The organism is Clostridium felsineum DSM 794 (genome assembly GCF_002006355.2).
GTDB classification, from domain to species: domain Bacteria; phylum Bacillota; class Clostridia; order Clostridiales; family Clostridiaceae; genus Clostridium_S; species Clostridium_S felsineum.
Window position 1 is genome coordinate 1,174,780 of sequence record NZ_CP096980.1, and the last position, 21,600, is coordinate 1,196,379.

Annotated in this window: 2 protein-coding genes; both read left to right on the top strand. The window is 29.0% G+C overall.

Features of this window, described 5'->3' with window-relative positions; translation table 11 throughout:
* Nucleotides 1–26 precede the first annotated feature (26 nt).
* A complete protein-coding gene (locus tag CLFE_RS05650; RefSeq protein ID WP_077893531.1) occupies nucleotides 27–7,523 on the top strand; it encodes a type I polyketide synthase in 7,497 nt (2,498 codons plus the stop codon).
* Nucleotides 7,524–7,643: 120 nt separating this feature from the next.
* Nucleotides 7,644–21,332, top strand: a complete 13,689-nt coding sequence (locus tag CLFE_RS05655; protein ID WP_250944730.1) for a non-ribosomal peptide synthetase/type I polyketide synthase — start codon at nucleotides 7,644–7,646, stop codon at nucleotides 21,330–21,332.
* Nucleotides 21,333–21,600 lie beyond the last annotated feature (268 nt).

Consider the following 21,600-nt stretch of genomic DNA (forward strand, 5'->3'; position numbering starts at 1 on the left):
ATGTTATTGTAAAGGGAAGTGAGTGAATGGAAAATAATAATTTATTATCAGCTCTTAAAGAATCGGCAAAAAAAAATAATGGACTAACAATAATTAAAGATAAGAATGAAGAACATTATATTTCATATAGAGATTTAATGATAAAAAGTCTAGCTATTAGTAATGTAATGAAAAGCTATGGTGTCATGAAAGGTTCAGAGGTTTTAATTAACTGTAAGAATTTAGAACAATATATTTATGCTTTCTGGGCATGTATAATTGGTGGATTCATAGCCATACCTATAGATTCAACAATTAATAGTAAAAATAATGATATTGATAAAATTTTGGATAATTTAAATAGCCCATATTTATTATATGATTTTGTTGAAGGAGATATTTTACCTAATAGCCCTAAAAATAAAAAAATTAATATTCTAAAATTAGAGTATGAGAATTTAGAGAAGGCAGAACATAAATTAGATATGATTTCCTCTCTACCTAAGGATATTGTATACATACAATTTTCATCAGGTTCAACAGGTACACCTAAAGGAGTTGTTTTAACAAATTCAAACATTATTTCTAATATAAAAAGCATTATAGATCATTATGAAATGAGTTCTAAAGATACTATATTAACGTGGCAGCCATTGACACATTGTTATGGATTAATAATTTTTCATCTACTGCCTATAGTACTTGGAATTAATCAATATTTGATTTCAACTGAAACCTTTATGAAAAATCCATTATTGTGGATGGAAAAGGTAAATGAGTATAGAATAACTAGAATTGGAACGATTCCTTTTGCAATCATGCATTTTATGAACTTATATGAAAAATCTAATATAACTTTCAATTGGGATTTATCTTGTGTAAAAAGTATAACTGTTGGTGGTGAACAAGTAAATGTAAAAATAATAAATAAATTTAAAGATATGTTAAAAGTGCATAAATTATCGCCATATGCTGTAGTACCAATATATGGTCTAGCAGAAAGTACTACAATGGTATCCTCGGGCAGTGTAAATTCAAAGCCAAAGGCATATAAATTGCTTAATAATGAACTGGATATTGGTACTAAAGTAGATTGTTATGTTTCTAATAATAACGATGAAGTAACGTTTTTAGAAATGGGAAAAGTAATTAGTTCCGTTGAATTAAGAATTACTGATGATACCAATAATGAATTACCGGAAAAAACGTTAGGATATGTAGTAGTAAGAGGGGAAAGTGTAACAAAAGGTTACTATAATAATATTCAATTAACTAAAAAGGTGTTTAAAGAAGGTTTGTGGCTTTATACTGGAGACGTAGGTTTTATAGTAGATGGGGATTTAGTTATCGTAGGAAGAGAAAAAGAATTAGTAGTTTCAAATGGCAAAAAGTATTCTTGTATTAATATTGAGAATATTCTAAATAAAAATATTTCTAGCGATATAGTTAAACAGATTGTTATTAGCAATGGTATGGACAGTGAGGGAAATTCCGAAGTTGTTATTGCATTTGTAGAAACAATGTTTAAGTTAGATAATGCTATAGAAATAAAAAAATTTATTTCTATAGCTAGAAAAATCAAGAAATTGATTTATGATGTTAATGGATTAATTATTTATGAAGTTATTCCAATGGAAAGTATACCTAAAACTTATAGTGGGAAAGTTAGAAGACGAAAGCTTACCAATATGTTTAATCAAGGAAGATATAATTACATCATTGAGCAAATACATAATAATTTAAATAATAAGTTGCCAACACAATTTCATCAATCAGATAATTTAACAAGAGAGAAAATGCTTTTAATCATTGTTGAAAGACTTGAGACGATGTTCAAAATAAAAGTAACAGATTATAAGCTTACGTTCCAAGATTATGGAATTGTTTCGATAAATATACCTATCTTTTTACAAGAAATAGAAGCAAAGTTAAATATAACCATAGAAGTATCTACAGTATTTAATTATCCGAGTATTGATCAATTTGTGGATTATATATATAGCATTAAAAATATAAAATATATCGAAAAGGAGAGAAGTGAAGTGGGAGATAATGAAAAAATCCAAAATGATAAGATTGCAATTATAGGAATGAGTTGTCGTTTCCCTGGTGGTGCAAATGATATAGATAAATTTTGGAAAATGATGGTCGATGGCGTTGACGGAATTGTTGACGTTCCTGAAACACGATGGGATTTAAAAAAGTATTATGATAAAGATGAAAATGCGCCAGGGAAAATGTATTGTAAAAAAGCTGGTTTTTTAAATGTCCCAATAAATGAATTTGATGCTCTTTTTTTTAACATATCACCTAAAGAGGCAATGGCTACTGATCCACAGCAGAGATTGTTATTAGAACTTACGTGGGAAGCGTTTGAAAATGCTTGCTTAGATATTACTAAATATAATGGAAGTGATACAGGTGTATATTTAGGTATATCATCTAATGAGTATTTAATGTCACATTTGTATTCAGGAGATCTTAGTGAAGTTGATGCTTATTCATTAACAGGAATTGGCTTTAGTGTAGCATGTGGTAGAATATCATATACATTTGGGTTTGAGGGTCCAAGTTTTGCGGTTGACACAGCCTGTTCATCAGCATTGACAGCATTACACTTGGCTTGTAAAGCTATTAAAAATTCAGAAACAAAAATGGCAGTTGTGGCAGGAGTAAATTTACTTGTCTCACCTAGTAATAGTGTAGGATTTACAAAGTTACATGCCACATCCCCTGATGGACATAGTAAATCTTTTGACGCAAGTGCTGATGGATACGGTAGAGGTGAAGGTGGTGGAGTAATTCTCATAAAAAGACTATCTGATGCTATACGTGATAAGGATAATATATTAGGAGTAATAGATGCAACAGGTATTAATCAGGACGGGAAGAGTAATGGACTTACTGCACCTAATGGTGTTTCACAAGCTAATTTAATTAGGAGTACTTTGAAAGAGGCTAATTTATCAGGACAAGATATTGATTATGTAGAAATGCATGGAACAGGAACTAAACTTGGAGATCCAATTGAAGTAAATGCTGTTGCTGATACATACTGTAAAAATCGAGATATGGATAATCCATTGAGAATTGGTTCAGTAAAATCTAATATAGGACATTTGGAGCCTGCATCTGGAATAGCATCTATTATAAAGGTATTGTTATCATTTAAAAATAAATTAATACCAGCTAATTTGAATTTTAATACTCCAAATCCTTATATTAATTGGAGTGAAATACCAATTAAAGTGGTAAGTAAACCTTATGAATGGGAAAAAGATAATGATGTAAGAAGAGCAGCAGTAAGTGGATTTGGTTTTGGGGGCTCTAATGCACATGTTATTTTAGAAGAATATAAACAACATATATTTAATGAAGAAGAAAATGAAACAGGGTTAAATTATGTTTTAAAAATCTCTGCAAAAAATGAAAAATCTTTGAGTCAGTATATTTTGAAATATATCAGTCGTATAGAAAATTCTAATGAAAAGGAATTTACTGACATAATATATTCTGCTAATAGGGGAAGGGCTGATTTTGAATATAGATTTGCAGTAGTTGGAAAATCAAAGGAAGAGATTTTATACAAACTTAAATCGTATTATGATGGTTCAGAACCAGAAGATGTTTTTTGTAATATGAACCATAGAGACTTGTTTAAAAAGAATAGGAAACTTGTATTCATGTTCACTGGTCAAGGTTCACAATATATAAATATGGGAAAGACAATTTTTGATTCAAATAAAATATTTAGGGATGCTATGATTTTGTGTGACAAATTATTTAAGCCATATATACTTAAATCGGTTGTGGATTTATTATATAGTGACAAAGCCAGTAATGAGATAATTGAAAAAACTGTATATGCTCAACCACTGATATTTTCTATTGAATATTCACTTTATATTATGTGGAGTAATTATGGAGTTATACCTGAAATTGTAATGGGACACAGTATAGGTGAGTATGTAGCGGCTGTAGTTGCAAGTATTATGAGTTTAGAAGATGCAGTTAAACTTGTTTCTATAAGAGGACGTCTTATGTATTCAGCTCCAGGTAGTGGATCAATGGGAACAATATTCGCGGATGAATTGACTGTAAGTGAAATGATAAATGAATATGATGGTTATGTTTCAATTGCAGCACATAATTCTAAAGGAATTTGTGTAATATCAGGTGATAGTGATACAGTTGATAAAGTTTTACAAGAGGCTAAGGGGAGAGGAATTCGTGTAAGTAAATTAAAGGTTTCACATGGTTTTCATTCAAAACTAATGGAACCGATAATGGATGATTTTAAGGCTATTGCAAAGGAAGTTAATTTTTCAAAATCCAAGATTAAATTTGTTTCAGCACTTTATGGTGAGCAAATTGATGAAGAAAAAGTTCTTGATGCAGATTATTGGACAAGCCATATAAGAGAAAAAGTGGATTTTTACAAAGCTGTTTCAAGCATAAATACTAATGAAAATTATGTTTACTTGGAAGTAGGGTCGACTAGAGTTTTATCTGCATTATGCACGTTGATACTTGGTGAAAGTAAAATTGTTTTGGGAACATTAAACTTAAAAAAAGAAGATGCTATTCAAGTAGCAGAGACTATAGCAATGCTTTATATTGCAGGAGTAAATATAAACTGGGATAATGTAGAGTTCTTTGGAAAAACGTCATGGAATAAGGTATCGTTACCTAATTATCCATATGATAAAAGTGTATTTTGGAAGGAGCTGCATTATGATAGAAAAACTCCTGAGAGTATCCCAATTATTGGTGTTAATAAACTATTAGGTCAAAAGATTCAATCACCTCTTATGGAAAATTCAGTTGTATTCCAACGTAAATTCAAAGCAGATGAACCATATTTTATGAAGGAACATATTATTTTTGATACGCCTATTTCACCGGCAGCAGCACATATTTCAATGCTATTATCTGCTGTTAAAGAATTTAAAAATCCTGCAAGCTGCGTAATTAAATCAGTTGAATTGAGGGTACCTTTAGCAGTAAATAAAGGTGAAGAAAGATTGGTTCAAATATGCCTTCAAGAAGTAGAAGACAGGAAAATGAAATTTAAAGTAGTTAGTAGAGATGAACAAGTATCAGATTCAAATTGGTTATTGCATGCTCAGGGAGAGGTAATAACATCAGATGAATTCTTTTATAGTGATGTTAATGTAAATATTGAAGAATTTAAAGCTAAAAAAGAGGATAGCGTAATACCTGAAAATGGTATATATAAGATGATGAAAAGTAGTGGATTTAACTTAGGAATAAGCTTTCGCAGGATAATGACAACATCTTGCATAGGAGGAGAAAGTATCTCTTTAATAAAGCCAGATGAGAATGTGCCCAATTTGGATATGTATGAATTGTATCCAGGTGTTATTGATTCTGTATTGCAAACTCAAATTTGTGCTTTATTAGATGAAATAAAGGAGAAAAATGATACAAGTGATGAGAAATCTAAAAAAACATCAATACCATATTATCTAGGTAGTATTAAGTACAACTACAGAGAATCAAATGATTTATGGGTTCATGGTAATACAGAACTTCGTGATGGAATTATATATTCAAATTCAGAAGCTTATAATTCAAAAGGCGAAGCTATTATAAAAATGGATGATATAATGACACAACTGACAGATCGTGGTAGTTTGCTTAGAGAAATAAAAAATAATTCTAATAGTCTGTATTATCATACTGATTGGATGAAAATTGAAAAAAATGATTTCAAGGCATCTAATATTAAAAATTATTTAATAATTGGTGATGAAAGGAATATAACTGAGATCATTAGCTCAAAATTGGCTCAAAAGAATATTAATGTTATATCAGCATTATATGAAAGAGATGAATATATAAAGGAAAACTCTAATTTATATTATATTGATGTAACTAAAAAGGATTATATTGATAAATTGATTAATGATGTTATAAATGAAAATCGTATTGAAGAATTGAAAATAATATATTGCTGCGGCATTAATGTCAATTGTAATAATGAAGAAGAATTAAAGCTTACCAATAGTTTAAGTGGTTTATTAAACTTAGTAAAAGTAATTAATAAAATTGATATAAAAGATAATATAAAAATAAAAATTTTAACTCAAAATGTTCAAAAGCCTGATAGCTACCATAAAATTAATTTAAATCAAGCTGCATTGTGGGGATTTGCTAAAGTTATGAGTATTGAGCATTTAAAATTATTTGATGGTATTTTAGATATTGATACAGAAAGTGTTGATAGTAATACTTTCATAGAAGAGCTTATAAGTAACAGTTTAGAAGAAGTATGCTTATGTGAAGGAAGAAGATATATTAGTAGATTAATTAAACATGCACAATACAGTCACAAACAAGAAAAATTGAAACCAATTTCAGTTATAGAAAACGCTTCATATTTGATTACAGGTGGTACTGGAACTTTAGGAAGAGTTTATGCAAAACAACTTATAAAAAAAGGTGCAAAAAATTTAATCCTTATGTGCAGGCATAAACCAAGTATAGAAGTTATGGAGCAAATTAATGAATTCAGAGAAAATGGTGTGAATATAGAAATTTTATATGCAGATGTATGTGATAAGGACAGCCTAGATAAGGGAATCACAATTGTTACAAAAAAATTACCTCCAATAAAAGGGGTTATTCATGCAGCAGGAGTTTTAAGAGATAAGATGATTGTTGATCAAGAGTGGGAAGATTTTGAAAAAGTTCTTGCCCCTAAAGTAATAGGTACTGTAAATGTATATAATACGCTTAATAAAGAAGATTTGGATTTCTTCATAATGCTTTCATCAATGACATCAATTATTGGAAACATGGGTCAAAGTAACTATGCGTCAGCAAATTATTTTATGAATAAAATTGCAAAACAAATGCAAAAAGATGGAATTATTGCTTATGCAATGTGTTGGGGACCATGGCAATCTGGTGGTATGGCTTCTCAAAATAAATCTATTGATGAAAATATGTCTACAATGGGGATTAAAGCATTTTCTATTGAAACAGGGGAAAATATAATTGAGCAATATTTTGAAAAGCCATACGAGGAAATAGTAATTTTAGATATTAATTGGGAAAAAATGAATTCTAATTTACCAACAGGCTGGCAAAGAAAGTTTTTATCTGAAATTATTAGTGAATATCCTCAAAATAAAGTGCAAAAAAGTAATGTAAATAACTCAATATTAGAAAAACTTAAGGGTATGGATTCTGATGAAAAGAAGGAGTTTTTGTTAAATAAGTTTCAGCAAAAGTGTGGTAAAATTATGGGCTTTACTAACGGCAAATTACCAGCTAGCGATATAGGACTTAGAGAGCAAGGGGCTGATTCTTTAATGATATTTTCCATGAGAAATGAATTGAATAAATTATTAGATATAAATCTTGATGTAGCAGCCTTCTTTAATTATCCTACATTAATTGAATTAACTAATTATTTAATAGATGAATTTATTTTGGTAAAAGCAGAAGAGGAAGAAGATTTTATAGAAGAAAGTGCAGATGATATTTTACAAGAGTTAACAAAATTAACAGAGTAGATTAAGGAATCTATTCCATGCTTACATGATTTTTAAAAAAATTTCTAGTGTACTAATTACTATTGTTTTAGATTCAAGAAAATTATAAATATATGGTAGAGAAGTAGAGGTATAAGGCGAATGAAAATAGATGATAATGAAATAAATAGCTATAAAAAAATGCTAAAAAAAGCAGCTAATAAAATTAATGAATTAAACTATAAACTTGAAGAAGCTACTAATAAAAAGGAAATTGCAGTGATTGGATATGATTGTATGTTTCCTGGTGGAGCTAATAATTGCGAAGAATTTTGGAGATTACTTTCAAAAGGATTTGATGCTGTTACTGAAATAGATAATAGCAGATTTAATGTTAATCAATATTTTAGTAATGAGAAAAGTTGTCCCGGAAAAATGTATACCAAATACGCATCATTTTTAAATACTGATATAAAGGAATTCGATAATACACATTTTGAAATTTCCGCAAAAGAAGCTCAATCAATTGATCCACAGCATAAGTTATTGCTTGAAGTAAGTTGGGGCGCTATGGAAAATGCAGGAATAGATATTAATAAATTAAAAGGTAGTAAAACAGGTGTATTTATAGGACAAGAATCCTTTGAATATGTTAGCTCAGAGCTTTTTTCTGATAATAAGGAGGATATAACACCATATACTTTATTTGGTGTTATGCCCACATCAGCGGCAGGAAGAATATCTTATTTTTATGATTTAAAGGGACCAGCTATAACCTGTGATACTGCATGTTCATCATCTTTAACTGCATTGAGCATGGCAGTTGATAGTTTAAGAAATGGTCAATGTGATATGGCTATTGTAGGTGGGGTCAATTTGATTTTAGGACCAGAAGCATTTGTGGGACTTTCTCAAATTAATTCACTTTCACCTGATGGAAGATGCAAAACATTTACTGATGCTGCTGATGGGTTTGGTCGTGGAGAAGGATGTGGAATTGTTATATTAAAACGTGCTAACGATGCGATAAGAGATAAAAACAAAATAGAAGCTTTGATAAAAAGTGTGTCTATTGGACAAGATGGAAAATCAAATGGTTTTTTTGCACCTAATGGAATATCAGAGAAAAATGTAATAAAGAATGCCATATATTCAGCTGGAATATCTGATGATGATGTTGATTATGTTGAAGCACATGGGACGGGAACAGCATTAGGAGATTGTATTGAAGCACAAGCTATAAGTGAAGCATATAAAAATAAGAAAGATGCTATGCTTATAGGTTCTGTAAAATCTAATATTGGGCATTTAGAAGCAGCCGCAGGAATAGCAAGTTTGATAAAGGTATTGCTTTCAATAAAATATAAACAAATACCACCTAGCATACATTTTGATAAACCTAATAAAAATATAAATTGGGACAAATTAAAAGTGGTTAAGGAATTAACACCATGGATCAAAACCTCGGGAAAACGAAGAGCAGGAATAAATAGTTTTGGTATAAGCGGAACTTTAGCCCATGTAATTGTGGAGGAGGCAGAAACTGAAGAGATTGAAAATAGATTGAATTTAATACCATGTAATATATTAACGCTTTCTACTAAAAGTGAGGCTTCTCTTAAAAATGATATGGAAAGTATTAAAAATTATTTAATGAGAAAAGATACTGTGTTAAATGATGTTGCATATTCTTCTAATATAGCAAGAAGCCACTTGAATTACAGATTTGCTTTAGTTGGAAATAAAAAAGAAAAGGTCATAGAAGCTATAGAAGAGGCTTTAAAGGATGATAAAATTTATAATTATAATTCAAATAAAGTAAAGCCTAAAAAGAAAAAAATAGCATTCTTATTTACAGGACAAGGCTCAGTATATGTGAATATAGCAAGACAATTATATGAAAATTCGAGTGAATTTAAAGAAAATTTTGATATATGTCATAAAGCATTTGAAAATATTTTAGGTATATCAATAAAGAGTGCGATTTTTAATGAGAATGGAGAAAAATTAAATAAACCTATATACTCTCAAGCTGTAACTTTTACTGTAGAATATGCGTTAACGAAAGTATGGAATACTACAGACATAAATCCAGATGTGGTTATAGGACATAGTATAGGTGAGTATTCTGCAGCATGCTATGCAGGACTTATTACTTTAGATGAAGCAGTAAAAATGATAGCGGTAAGAGGAAAATTAATGGAATCAGTAGATGTAGAAGGAAAAATGGTAGGAGTTCTTACTGATGTTGAAACAATACAAGAAGCAATAGATGCTAGTGGATGTAAGAATGTTTCTATTGCAGCTATAAATGCACTTAAAAATGTAACAATATCAGGATTAAAGGATGAAGTGGACAAAACAATAGATATTCTGCAGCAAAGGACAAGAGTGTTTGTAAATGAATTAAAGATTTTTCATCCATACCATTCAGTCATAATGAAGAAATATGAAAAATTATATAGCGATGATTTGAAGGATACAATTTTTTCAAAGCTTAAGATAAAAATGATTTCTAGTGTTACAGGCAAGGTTGAGAAAGAAGATGTATTGGGAACAAAAAAGTATTGGTCAGAACACTTGTCAAAAACTGTGAACTATAAAGCAGCTATAGAGGAAGCAAAAAAAATGGGTATAAATGTATTTATTGAAATAGGAGGAAATGCAACATTAAGTGGTCTTGCTGAACAATGCATGGATAAAGAAGAAGCTATATTTGTTCCATCTTTAAGAAATGGCATAGAAGATTATAAACAGTTACTTACAGCATTGAAGATATTGTATTTAAATGGTGTAGAAATTAACTGGAATAGCTTTCATAAATCATATGAAAAACAAAAAATATTTTTACCTAATTATCCTTTTAATAGAAAGAAATTTTGGAAAGAGAACACTAAACAAAATATTAACATTGAAAAAGGGAGAGAAGATAATATAGGAGGTATTAAAGAAATGGCAGACACTAATGTAAATGAGAGTATGTATACAAGAGTTTTATCAGAATTAGTAGAGTTGGTTCATATGATTACAGGTATGGAGAGAGGGGAAATAGATCCTGATAAAGAATTGTTTGCATTTGGATTTGATTCGTTATTATTAGCTTCACTTGGAAAGCAACTTAAGATTAAGTATGATATTGATATATCAATAGGCAAGTTATTTACATCAGTTAATAACTTAGGCAAGCTTGCCCAATTTATTTTAGAAAATGGACATTTAGAGGTTGAGGAAGATGATAAAAAGATTGAAGTTTCAGAAAATGCAGATAATATGGTTGCTTCTAGCGTGACAGAAGAATCCAACAATATAGGTCTAAAGGTTAAACCTAAAGAAGTTATAAATGTACAAGATGCTGATATTTATGATATTGGAGAAAATACTAATGTTAATTGTTCTGTTGAAATGAAATTAGCAAATAAATTATTTGAAAAGCAATTTGAACTTATGCAGAATCAGAACGATATTTTTAAAAATATTGTAGGGATCGGTACAAGATCACATGAAAAAACAATTATAAATAAAAATATGAATCAACATAAGAAAGAAGTAGAAACTGTAAAAAATAATAATTTAAAATATAAAGAACAAGCTAAAACTACAAAAAATAACAATACAGATAAGATAAAAGTAGATTACTATGTTCCATATAAAAAAATGAGTTTTAAAGAAAATTCAACTTTAGAAAGGCTTAAGCTTCAATATGTAAAAAATATAGAGAAAAAATATACAAAACTCACTAAAAAATCTAAAGAGGATACACAAAAATATAGAAATGTATATGCAAGCAATAGAAATTCTGCGGGATTCCGTTTTATCTTTAAGGAAATGCTTTATCAGCTTATAGCAGAGAAAGGAAAGGGATCAAAACTAATAGATATTGATGGAAATGAGTTAATGGATATAACTATGGGTTTTGGTGTAAGTCTATTTGGACATTGTCCTCAATTTGTTGAAAATGCGTTGAAAAAAGAAATAGAAAATGGAATGCCTTTAGGACCCATGGGAAGATTGAGTGGAGAGGTTGCTAGGCAAATATCAGAATTAACAGGAGTTGAAAGAGTATTTTTCTGTAATTCAGGTACAGAGGCGGATATGTTTGCTGTAAGACTTGCGAGAGCTGTTAATAAGAAAAATAAAATTGTATGCTTTAAAGGCTCTTTTCATGGAACTTATGATGGATTACTTGGAGTACCAACATATTCTAAAGATCCTGATAATTCAACACTTCCAATGGCACCAGGTATAACAGAAAATTCCGTTAAGGATTTAATTTTACTTGATTATAATGATGACGAATCTTTAAAATATATTGAAGAGCATAGTGATATAATAGCGGGTGTATTAACTGAAACAGTTCAAAGTAGACGTCCAGATGTTCAGCCAAAAGAATTTCTTCATAAGTTAAGGAAGATAACAGAAGAAAATAATATAGCATTAATTTTTGATGAAATAATAACTGGTTTTAGAATTTCGTCAGGTGGTGCACAAGAATTCTTTGGAGTTCAAGCAGATATAGTAACCTATGGTAAAGTTATAGGTGGAGGTATGCCTATTGGAGTTGTTTCTGGAAAAGCTAAGTACCTTGATAGTATAGATGGTGGTATGTGGTATTTTGGTGATAATTCTGTACCTCCATGTGAAGATACGAGAACTTTTGTAGCAGGTACATTTTGTCATCATCCTTTGGCAATGGCATCTGCAAATGCAGTTTTAAAACATATTAAAGAAAATAAGGATACAATTTATAGTGAATTAAATGATAAAACAAGTAGATTTGTTAATAAAATGAATGAATTTTTCCATGAAGAAAATGTTCCACTTCATATTAATCATTTTGGTTCATTGTTTAGATTTAATGTAACGTTAGATAGGGAAATATTCTATTATGGTCTTCTTGAAAAAGGAATATATGTGTGGGAAGGCAGAAATTGTTTCTTCTCAACAGAACATACAGAGGAGGACATAGAGAAAGTAATTAATGCAGTTAAAACAACTGTTGGTGAAATGAAAGCTGCTGGATATTTTGGGGATTTTACAGATCCAACAGACCCTGATTCTGGATCCAGGTTAAAAAAACAAAATATAGAGGATGGTAGTTATAGTGAGAATAGTTTTGAAAAAAACAGTGAATCACATAAAATGCCAATGTCCATAATTCAACAACGTTTGTATTCAAATATACTAATGAACAAAGAAGATCCCTATGATATTATTTCAGCGTATATAGTTAAGGAAAAATTGAATGTAAGAAAAATAGAAGCTAGTGTAAATGAAATAATTAGAAGACATGAAATTCTAAGAACAGCTATGTATGTAGAGGATGGTGAATATGTACAGGAAGTTTTTAATAATTGGGAATTTAAAGTTAAACAAATTATTCAAAGTGAATATTTGGAAATTAATGATTGTATTTCACAAGCAATATCAAAGTTTGATTTAGCTAAGCCACCGCTTCTAGAGGTATTATTGATAACAACAGCTACAAATAAGCAAATAATAGTATTTCATTTCCATCATACAGTAGCAGATGGTATGTCTATGGATTTGTTTGTTGATGAGTTCTCTAAATTCTACAGAAATTTAGAATTACCACAGTTAAAAAATCAATATAAAGATTATGTTGCATGGGAACAAGAGTATTTAAATTCAAGTAAACTGAAGGAGGATGAAGGGTATTGGATTAATAATCTTGATCATGTTCCTAAAGTTACAGCAATACCTTATGATTATGAAGAAGTCAAAAATAATACCTATACGGGAAATACTATTATTGGTAAAATTGATGCAGAAATGCTTTTGCGTCTGAAAAATATAGCTAAAATTAATAGTACTTCATTATTTATGGTACTTTTATCGGTAATTAATGTTTTAGTGCATAAAACTTCAAGGGAAAATGAAATTGCCATTAGTACACCAGTAACTAATAGATTTGATGGGGAATTTGAAGATTGTATTGGTATGTTTACAAATACAATTATACTAAAAAATGAAGTTTTATCAAATGAAACTTTTGAGAGACTTTTAAAAAATGTAAAAAAGAACTTTATAGAATCTTATGAGCATATAAATTACCCTTATAATAAGCTTATTCAAAAACTTAAATTAACAGGTCAAAATGTTTTTAATACAGAATTTGTTTATGAAAATGTAGGAGGACGTTCTATTAAAAAAACTAGTTTAAAACTAGAGGATATACAATATATTCCTGAATTACAAGAAGCAAATATAACTTTTGAATTACTTGAGTGTAATGGTATTGTTGATATATTTTTAAGGTACAGAACGGATTTATTTAAAGAGGAAAGCATAAATATACTACTTAAAAGATTTTTATTAGTGCTCGAGCAAGTTGTTAAAAAGCCTAATATAAATATATCTGATATTGAAATAATAACAGATATAGAAAGAAATAAGATACTTAATGAATTTAATAATGTAAAAATTCAATATCCAAAGGAAAAGACAATAGTGGATTTATTCGAAGAGCAAGTAAGTAAAACGCCTAATAAGGTAGCTTTAGTTTTTGAGGAAAAAAGTCTAACTTATAAAGAATTGAATGAAGGAGCTAATATACTAGCACACAATCTTCGTGAAATAGGTATAAAGCCAAATGATTTTGTTGCAATTATGGCAGAAAGAAGTATAGAGGTAATAATAGGAGTTTTTGCTATACTTAAGTCTGGTGGTGCTTATGTTCCTATAGATCCTAAATTCCCAAAGGAAAGAATTCAATATATGATAGAGGACTGTGAACCAAAGGCAATTCTTGTAGCTAAAGAGCAGTTGTCTATCAATACACAAATACCATTGATTAATCTTTATGATGAAAAATTTTATTCAGGGAAAATTGAAAATCCTAAAAAGATTAATAAATCTAATGATTTAGCATATGTTATTTATACATCGGGAACAACAGGAAGACCTAAGGGAGTAATGATTGAACATGAATGTGTACATAATTTACTTGTTGCATACACAGAAAATTATGGCCTAACTAATAAGGATGTAGTTCTTCAAGCTGCAAATATGATATTTGATCAGTCAGTTTGGGATATATTTAACATATTAGTAATCGGTGGTACGCTTTGCTTGATTTCATATGATAAAATTAGAAATTCACAAGAAATAGAAAAATACTGTAATGAGAAAAAGGTTACTGTAGTTTCATTTACGCCTATGCTATTAAATGAGCTTAATCCTAATAAATTTCCATATCTTAGAGTACTTGAGTCTGGTGGTGAAGCAGCAAATGTCACGACTCTTAGTAAATGGATTGGAAAGTGTGAAGTTGTAAATACTTATGGACCAACAGAAACTACAGTAAATGCTAGCAGCTACAAGTTCACGGGAAAAGAGTGTAAAACAGTTCCTATTGGAAAACCTATTGCAAATACACAGATATATATACTTGATGGAATTAACCTATGTGGAATAGGAGTACCAGGTGAGTTGTGTATAGCAGGAGCAGGTGTTGGTCGTGGTTATTTAAAACGTGAACAGCTTACAGAAGAAAAATTTGTAAAAAACCCATTTGGTGTAGGTAGAATGTATCGTTCAGGAGATTTAGCACGCTGGCTTCCTGATGGTAATATTGAATATCTTGGAAGAATTGATGAACAGATAAAGATTCGAGGTTTTAGAATTGAGCTTGGAGAAATTGAAAGTGTAATAAGAAATATAGCATATATTCAGGATACAGCATTGATAGTAAGAAAAGACAAATCTGGTGATACGGCAATTTATGCATATGTAGTATCCAAGGAAAAAGTTAATTTTAATGAACTAAGAAATGAAATGGAAAAAAGTCTTCCTTATTATATGATTCCTTCATATATAATGCAGCTTGATAGAATACCATTAACTCATAGTGGCAAGCTCAATAGAAGAATGTTACCAGAAATTGAAGCCAAGGTTGAAAATGAGTATATTGAACCAAGAGATGGAATGGAGAAGCTGTTATGCAATATTTTTAGTGAAATACTTACAGTTAAGAAAGTAGGAATTAGAGATAGTTTCTTTGAGCTTGGGGGGCATTCTCTTAGGGCAACGAAATTAGTGAATGAGATTGAGGCAAAGACGGGATGTAAAGTAGAGATAAAAGATGTATTCAGTAATCCTACAGTAGAAAAATTAATGACTTTTATAAATAAAAAAGAAGTAAAAAAAGCTGTTACAATTCCTAAAGCAGAACAAAAGGAATACTATCAAATGTCATCAGCACAAAAAAGAATTTATCTTATATGTAAAATAAGAGATAATAGTACAATTTACAATATGCCTGGAAGTTTAAAACTTAAAGGAGAAGTATATCCAAGTAGGATGGAAGCTGCAATTCAGAAAATGATAGATCGTCACGAAATATTAAGAACGGAATTTTTAATATTGAATGGTGAACCTGTACAGAAGATATTAGATAACGTAAAGGCAGATTATGAATATTTAATAGATGAAGAAACTTCAGAGTCAGAGCTTATGGATAGCTTTGTAAGACCTTTTGATTTAAGTAAAGCACCACTTGTAAGAATAAAGCTAGTTAAGAGAAAAAATTATTATTTATTAATGATAGATACACATCATATAATATCGGATGGTATGAGCCTAGAAACTTTTACAAGAGAAATTACAGCTTTATATAATGGAGAAGAACTTGAAGAATTAACACATCAATATAAGGATTATAGTGAATGGATGAGGAAAAGGGATATGTCTTCACAAAAGAAATATTGGATAAAGCAATTTAGTGATGAAATTCCTGTACTTGATATACCTATTGATTATACTAGACCTAAAGAACAAAGCTATAAAGGAGCTGAAATTGAGGCTACAATTAGTAAGGAATTAGTATCGAGAATAAAAAATTTTGCTAGAAAAACAAATACAACAGAGTACATAATTTTGTTGTCAGCAGCAATGGTATTTTTAAGTAAGTATAGCAGACAAGAAGATATAATAATCGGAAGTCCTATAAGTGGTAGAACACATAAAGATACTGAAAATATGCTTGGAGTTTTTGTAAATACTCTTGCCATGCGAGGGAGAATAGAATCCGAAAAAACTTATTTGGATTTTTTAGAAGAAATGAAGATAAGTAGTTTGGAAGCTTATGAAAACCAAGAGTATCCATTTGAAGAATTGATTGAAGAGATTAAGATAAAAAGAGATGTGGCTAGAAATCCTTTATTCGATGTTATGCTTGCTTTCCAAAACAATGAAAAGGAAGAAATAAAATTCTCTAAAGTAGATTCTAAGTATTCTGAATATAAAGGAGATGTAGTTAAGTTCGATCTATTATTTGATATAACAGAAAATAATAATAATGAGTTTATTGTAGAACTTCAATATTGTACAAGCTTGTTTAAGTCAGAAACCGCAGAAAGAATGCTTTCACATTTTATTTTGGTATTAGATCAAGTTATAAGTAAACCAGATATTAGGCTAGGTGAGGTAGAAGTTATAACTAAAGAAGAAAAATTACAAATAATCAAACAATTTAATGATACTGATCGTGAATATCCTGTTAACAAGACTGTAGTGGAACTTTTTGAGGAACAAGTCAATAAAAATCCTGATAAAATTGCCGTTGTTTTTCAAGATAAACAATTGACCTACTTAGAATTAAATAATAAGGCAAATAGCATTGCTTTGAGGCTTAAAGAGATAGGCGTAAAACCTAATGATGTTGTAGCAATTATTGCACATAAAAGTTTAGAAGTTATTGTAGGTATTTGTGGCATCATTAAATCAGGTGCAGCATATGTACCAATTGATGAATCATATCCTGAGGATAGGATTAATTATATATTAAATCATTGTAAGCCTAAAGCAATAATTACAAATAGTCTAACAATAAATAGTGATTTGCCAGTTATAAAATTTTATGATGTAGACTGTTTAGATAGTGTTTCAGTTAATCCAGTTATGATAAATAATCCACACGATATTGCAATTATTATTTATACATCAGGTACCACAGGTAACCCTAAAGGAGTTATGATTGAAAATAAAAACGTTGTTAAACTAGTTAAAAATTGTGATTATACATTATTGGATGAAAAAACCAATATTTTACAAACGTGTCAGCTCACATTTGATGTAACAACTTTTGAAGTCTGGGGAAGTTTATTAAATGGTGCTAAATTACACTTAATTAATAAATCAATACTTTTGAATGGTGAGTTATTAAAAAAATATTTGATAGATAATAAAATTACAACAATGTTTATTACAACTGCTCTGTTCAATCAAATGATTAGTTATGATAGTACTATATTTGATTCGTTAAAATACCTAATGTTTGGAGGAGAAGCAGCTTCAGAAGAGCACATTCGTATATTGACCGATAGAAATTCTAATATAGACATTAGAAATATGTATGGACCTACTGAAACAACAACATTTACTACACACTATAAAATAGAGAACAAGATGCTTAAAACGCCAATAGGTAAACCTATATCAAACACACAAATATATATACTTAATCAAAAATGTCTTTGTGGAATTGGTGTACCTGGGGAACTATGTATTGCTGGAGATGGAGTTTCAAGAGGATACCTTAATAATCCTAAACTCACAGATGAAAAATTTGTAGATAATCCATTTGGTGAAGGAAAAATGTATCATTCAGGAGATCTTGCAAGGTGGCTTCCTGATGGTAATATTGAATATTTAGGAAGAATTGATGAGCAAATAAAGATTAGAGGATTTAGAATAGAACTTGAAGAAATAGAGGATGCGATTAGAAGTATTGAGTATGTATTAGATGCGGCTGTAATTATAAGAGAACCTTTACCAGGTGATAAAGCAATTAGTGCATATATTGTAGCTAATAAAGATATAGATATAGCTGAAATTAGACAGAAGCTTGGTCTATTGATTCCACAGTATATGATACCTGCATATATAATGCAAATAGATAGTATGCCTTTTACACCTAATGGAAAGATTGACAAAAGAGCATTACCTGAAATTAAAGTGAATGTTAATTTGGATTATATTGAGCCACGAAGTGAAGCGGAAATTACATTATGTAAGGCTTTTGAGGAAGTATTAAATGTTGAAAAAATAGGAGTAAAAGATAACTTCTTTGAATTAGGTGGAGATTCCTTGAAGGCAATTAGAGTTATTTCAAATATCAGAGAAAATGGTTATATTGTTACGGTACAGAATATTATGCAATATCAGACTGTTGAGGGAATTTGTCCAATGATGAATTTAATTGATAAAAAGTTGATTTTAGAAGAGAATAATGCTCCAGTATATGGTGAAGTATCTTTAGGAGCTATTCAAAAATTATTTTTAGAATCAAATTTGTATAACCCTAATCATTTTAATATGTCTATGATGTTTGAATTGCCTGAGAGAGTAATAGAAAGAAATATGATTAAAGCTGTAAGTGCAGTTGTTCAACATCATGATATGTTAAGAGTTATTGTTAAAGATGGTGCACCAGTTATTGATAAATGCGAGGAAGACAAATTATTCGGATTTAAGGTGTATGATTTAAGAGAATATTCAAACATTAATGAAATAAGAGAAAAAATTAATGATTACATTTTAAAATCACAGTGCTCAATTAATTTAAAAACAGGTCCTTTAATGAGTGTAGTAGTTTTCAATTTAAAAAACAGTGATCATATTCATATTTGTATTAATCATTTTGTTGTTGATGCTGTATCAATGAGAATTATTGCAGAGGATATTTTTACAGCTTATTATTATTGTAATAATGATGAACCTATACGCTTACCACAAAAAACAGCATCCTTTAATGAATGGGTGAAGCGTTTTAAGGAATTTATTGATCAAAATAATTTTAATAGTGAAAATGAATATTGGAATAATATAAATAATATGGTGGAAGAGGTGAAATTGCCTATTGTAAGAAAAAGTAATGAAAGTGAAATGTTTAATTATGAAAGTGATGTAGAATTAAAAGGATTAAGTGTACTTGCTAATAAAGTATTAAATACCGGTATTGATAATATATTAATGGCGGCCACTGCAAAAGCTGTATGTAATAAATACAACAAGGAGAAAATAGCCATAAATATTGAAGTACATGGTAGATATGACAGTATAAATAATGTTTTTGTTGATAGAACAGTGGGTTGGTTTACAAGCATGTATCCTTTGATTTTTAAAGTAGGAGAAGATCTTAATACTACTATAGATAATATGTTAAAGGAAATTAATAATATTCCTAATAAAGGTATGGGATACTTATTAGCTACTGATAAGTTTAGTAATAATATTAATATGCCACAAATTACTATTAATTATGTTGGTAGCATAGCTGAAGGAAATGGTTCTATGCATGATATTAAGATGTCTGAATTCTTATGTGGTAATGATATGGATAAAATGAATTCCTTCTTAAGCTCATTATCCATTAATGTAAGCATGGAAGAAGATAAATTAAAATTTGATTTCAATTATGATAGTGCAATTTGGTGTTTGAGTGACATAAAGGAAATATTTGAGGGAATATGTGAAATTTTTATGTCTGAACTTTATAAAAATAAAAAAGAAATTGAAGCTATAATTAACACTAAGAAAAATAATATAATTGAGCAAGTATTAGAAGATGCTGAACATAAAATGAATGTATATGAGCAAGATATAGTTTCAAATACAGAATATAAAGATTATCCACTTATAGGTATTCAGAAAGTTTCTTATGGTACAATGGCTAGAAATTCTGTTATAGAAATTCCTTTATTTGATAAAATAGATTTGAAAAAGTTTAATAAAGCGTTGATTGATTTACATTTTGTATTTGATGTTCTTAGAAGTAGTATTTCAATAAATGATAATTTTATAAGAATATATGGTTTGAAAAATATAAAAATACCATTTATAGATATTAGTAAATATAGTAAGGCTCAAATGGATGAGATTATTGAAAAATTATTAGAGAAAATAGATTGTTACGAACAAGAATCAATGTATAATGTAGATAAATTATCTTCAAAAGTTATTTTAGTAAAGGTTTCAGATGTAGCATACAGATTTTTTATGTCATCTACTCATTTAATATTTGACAGATTTAGTTCTGAGGTATTGAAAAATAAATTAATGGATATTTATTATAAGGGAAATAATAATTTGGTTGAACATCCTTATAAAGAATATATTAAACTTTTAAGTAATGACTATGTTTCAATATCAGAAGAAGATATTATTAAAGGTTTAAATTTAGAAAGCTTTTATAAAATCTTTAAAGCTTTCTATGAAAAAAATAAGGAGCGTAGGTTTAGAACATATATATATAAATATTCTAACCTTGAAAAGTGGAGTAAATTAAGTGATAAGGAAATGCTAACCATGTCACACGATATATTTATTAAAGCTATGCAATTTATTTTTAAGGATACGGATATTCCTTTATTTGCATTACACATTTTAAGAAAAAATAAGTATGTAAATTTGTTTAATTATATAGGAGAGCTTTTAGATGTATTCCCTATAAATATTCCGCTTAATGGTGAAATTTCTATTGAAAAAGAGATAGAGGAAAAGCTATTATTTATAAACAAAAATAATATATGTTTTTCATCATTAATGTCTTCAGATAGTAATAGTAAGTACATTAAAATTAGAAATATGATTGATGATATTTACAAAATGAGTAGATTTATTTTAGTTTATAATAATACAGGAATATTGAAAAGCGCAAATGATTTAATTGTAGATTCGGAAAATTATACAAGTTATTATAACGTTATGTGTGTTGAAATAAATAATAATGGTATATCTATGAATGTTCCAATAGATAATGAAGTATCAAATGAAATAAAAGAGTATTTAGATTCTACAATTGACACAATGTTGAGTAAGTACAATGACTAATTAAATGAGAATTCCTTAGAGAAAATAATATATTGTTCTTGATGTTGTGATAAATATATTTAACATGTTTTATAGATTAAAGTTTAAGCGTCTCAAGTGTTTGAGGCGCTTTTTGTTTTTGATTTTGGAATGGAATTAAATTAATATGTTGATTTTGCACAATAAAATATATAGTATGTAAATATAATACAGATAATTTTATATCAGGGAAGTGTTATTTTGAAATATAAAACTTTAAGTTACATAAAAAAACATGAAGTATTAACAT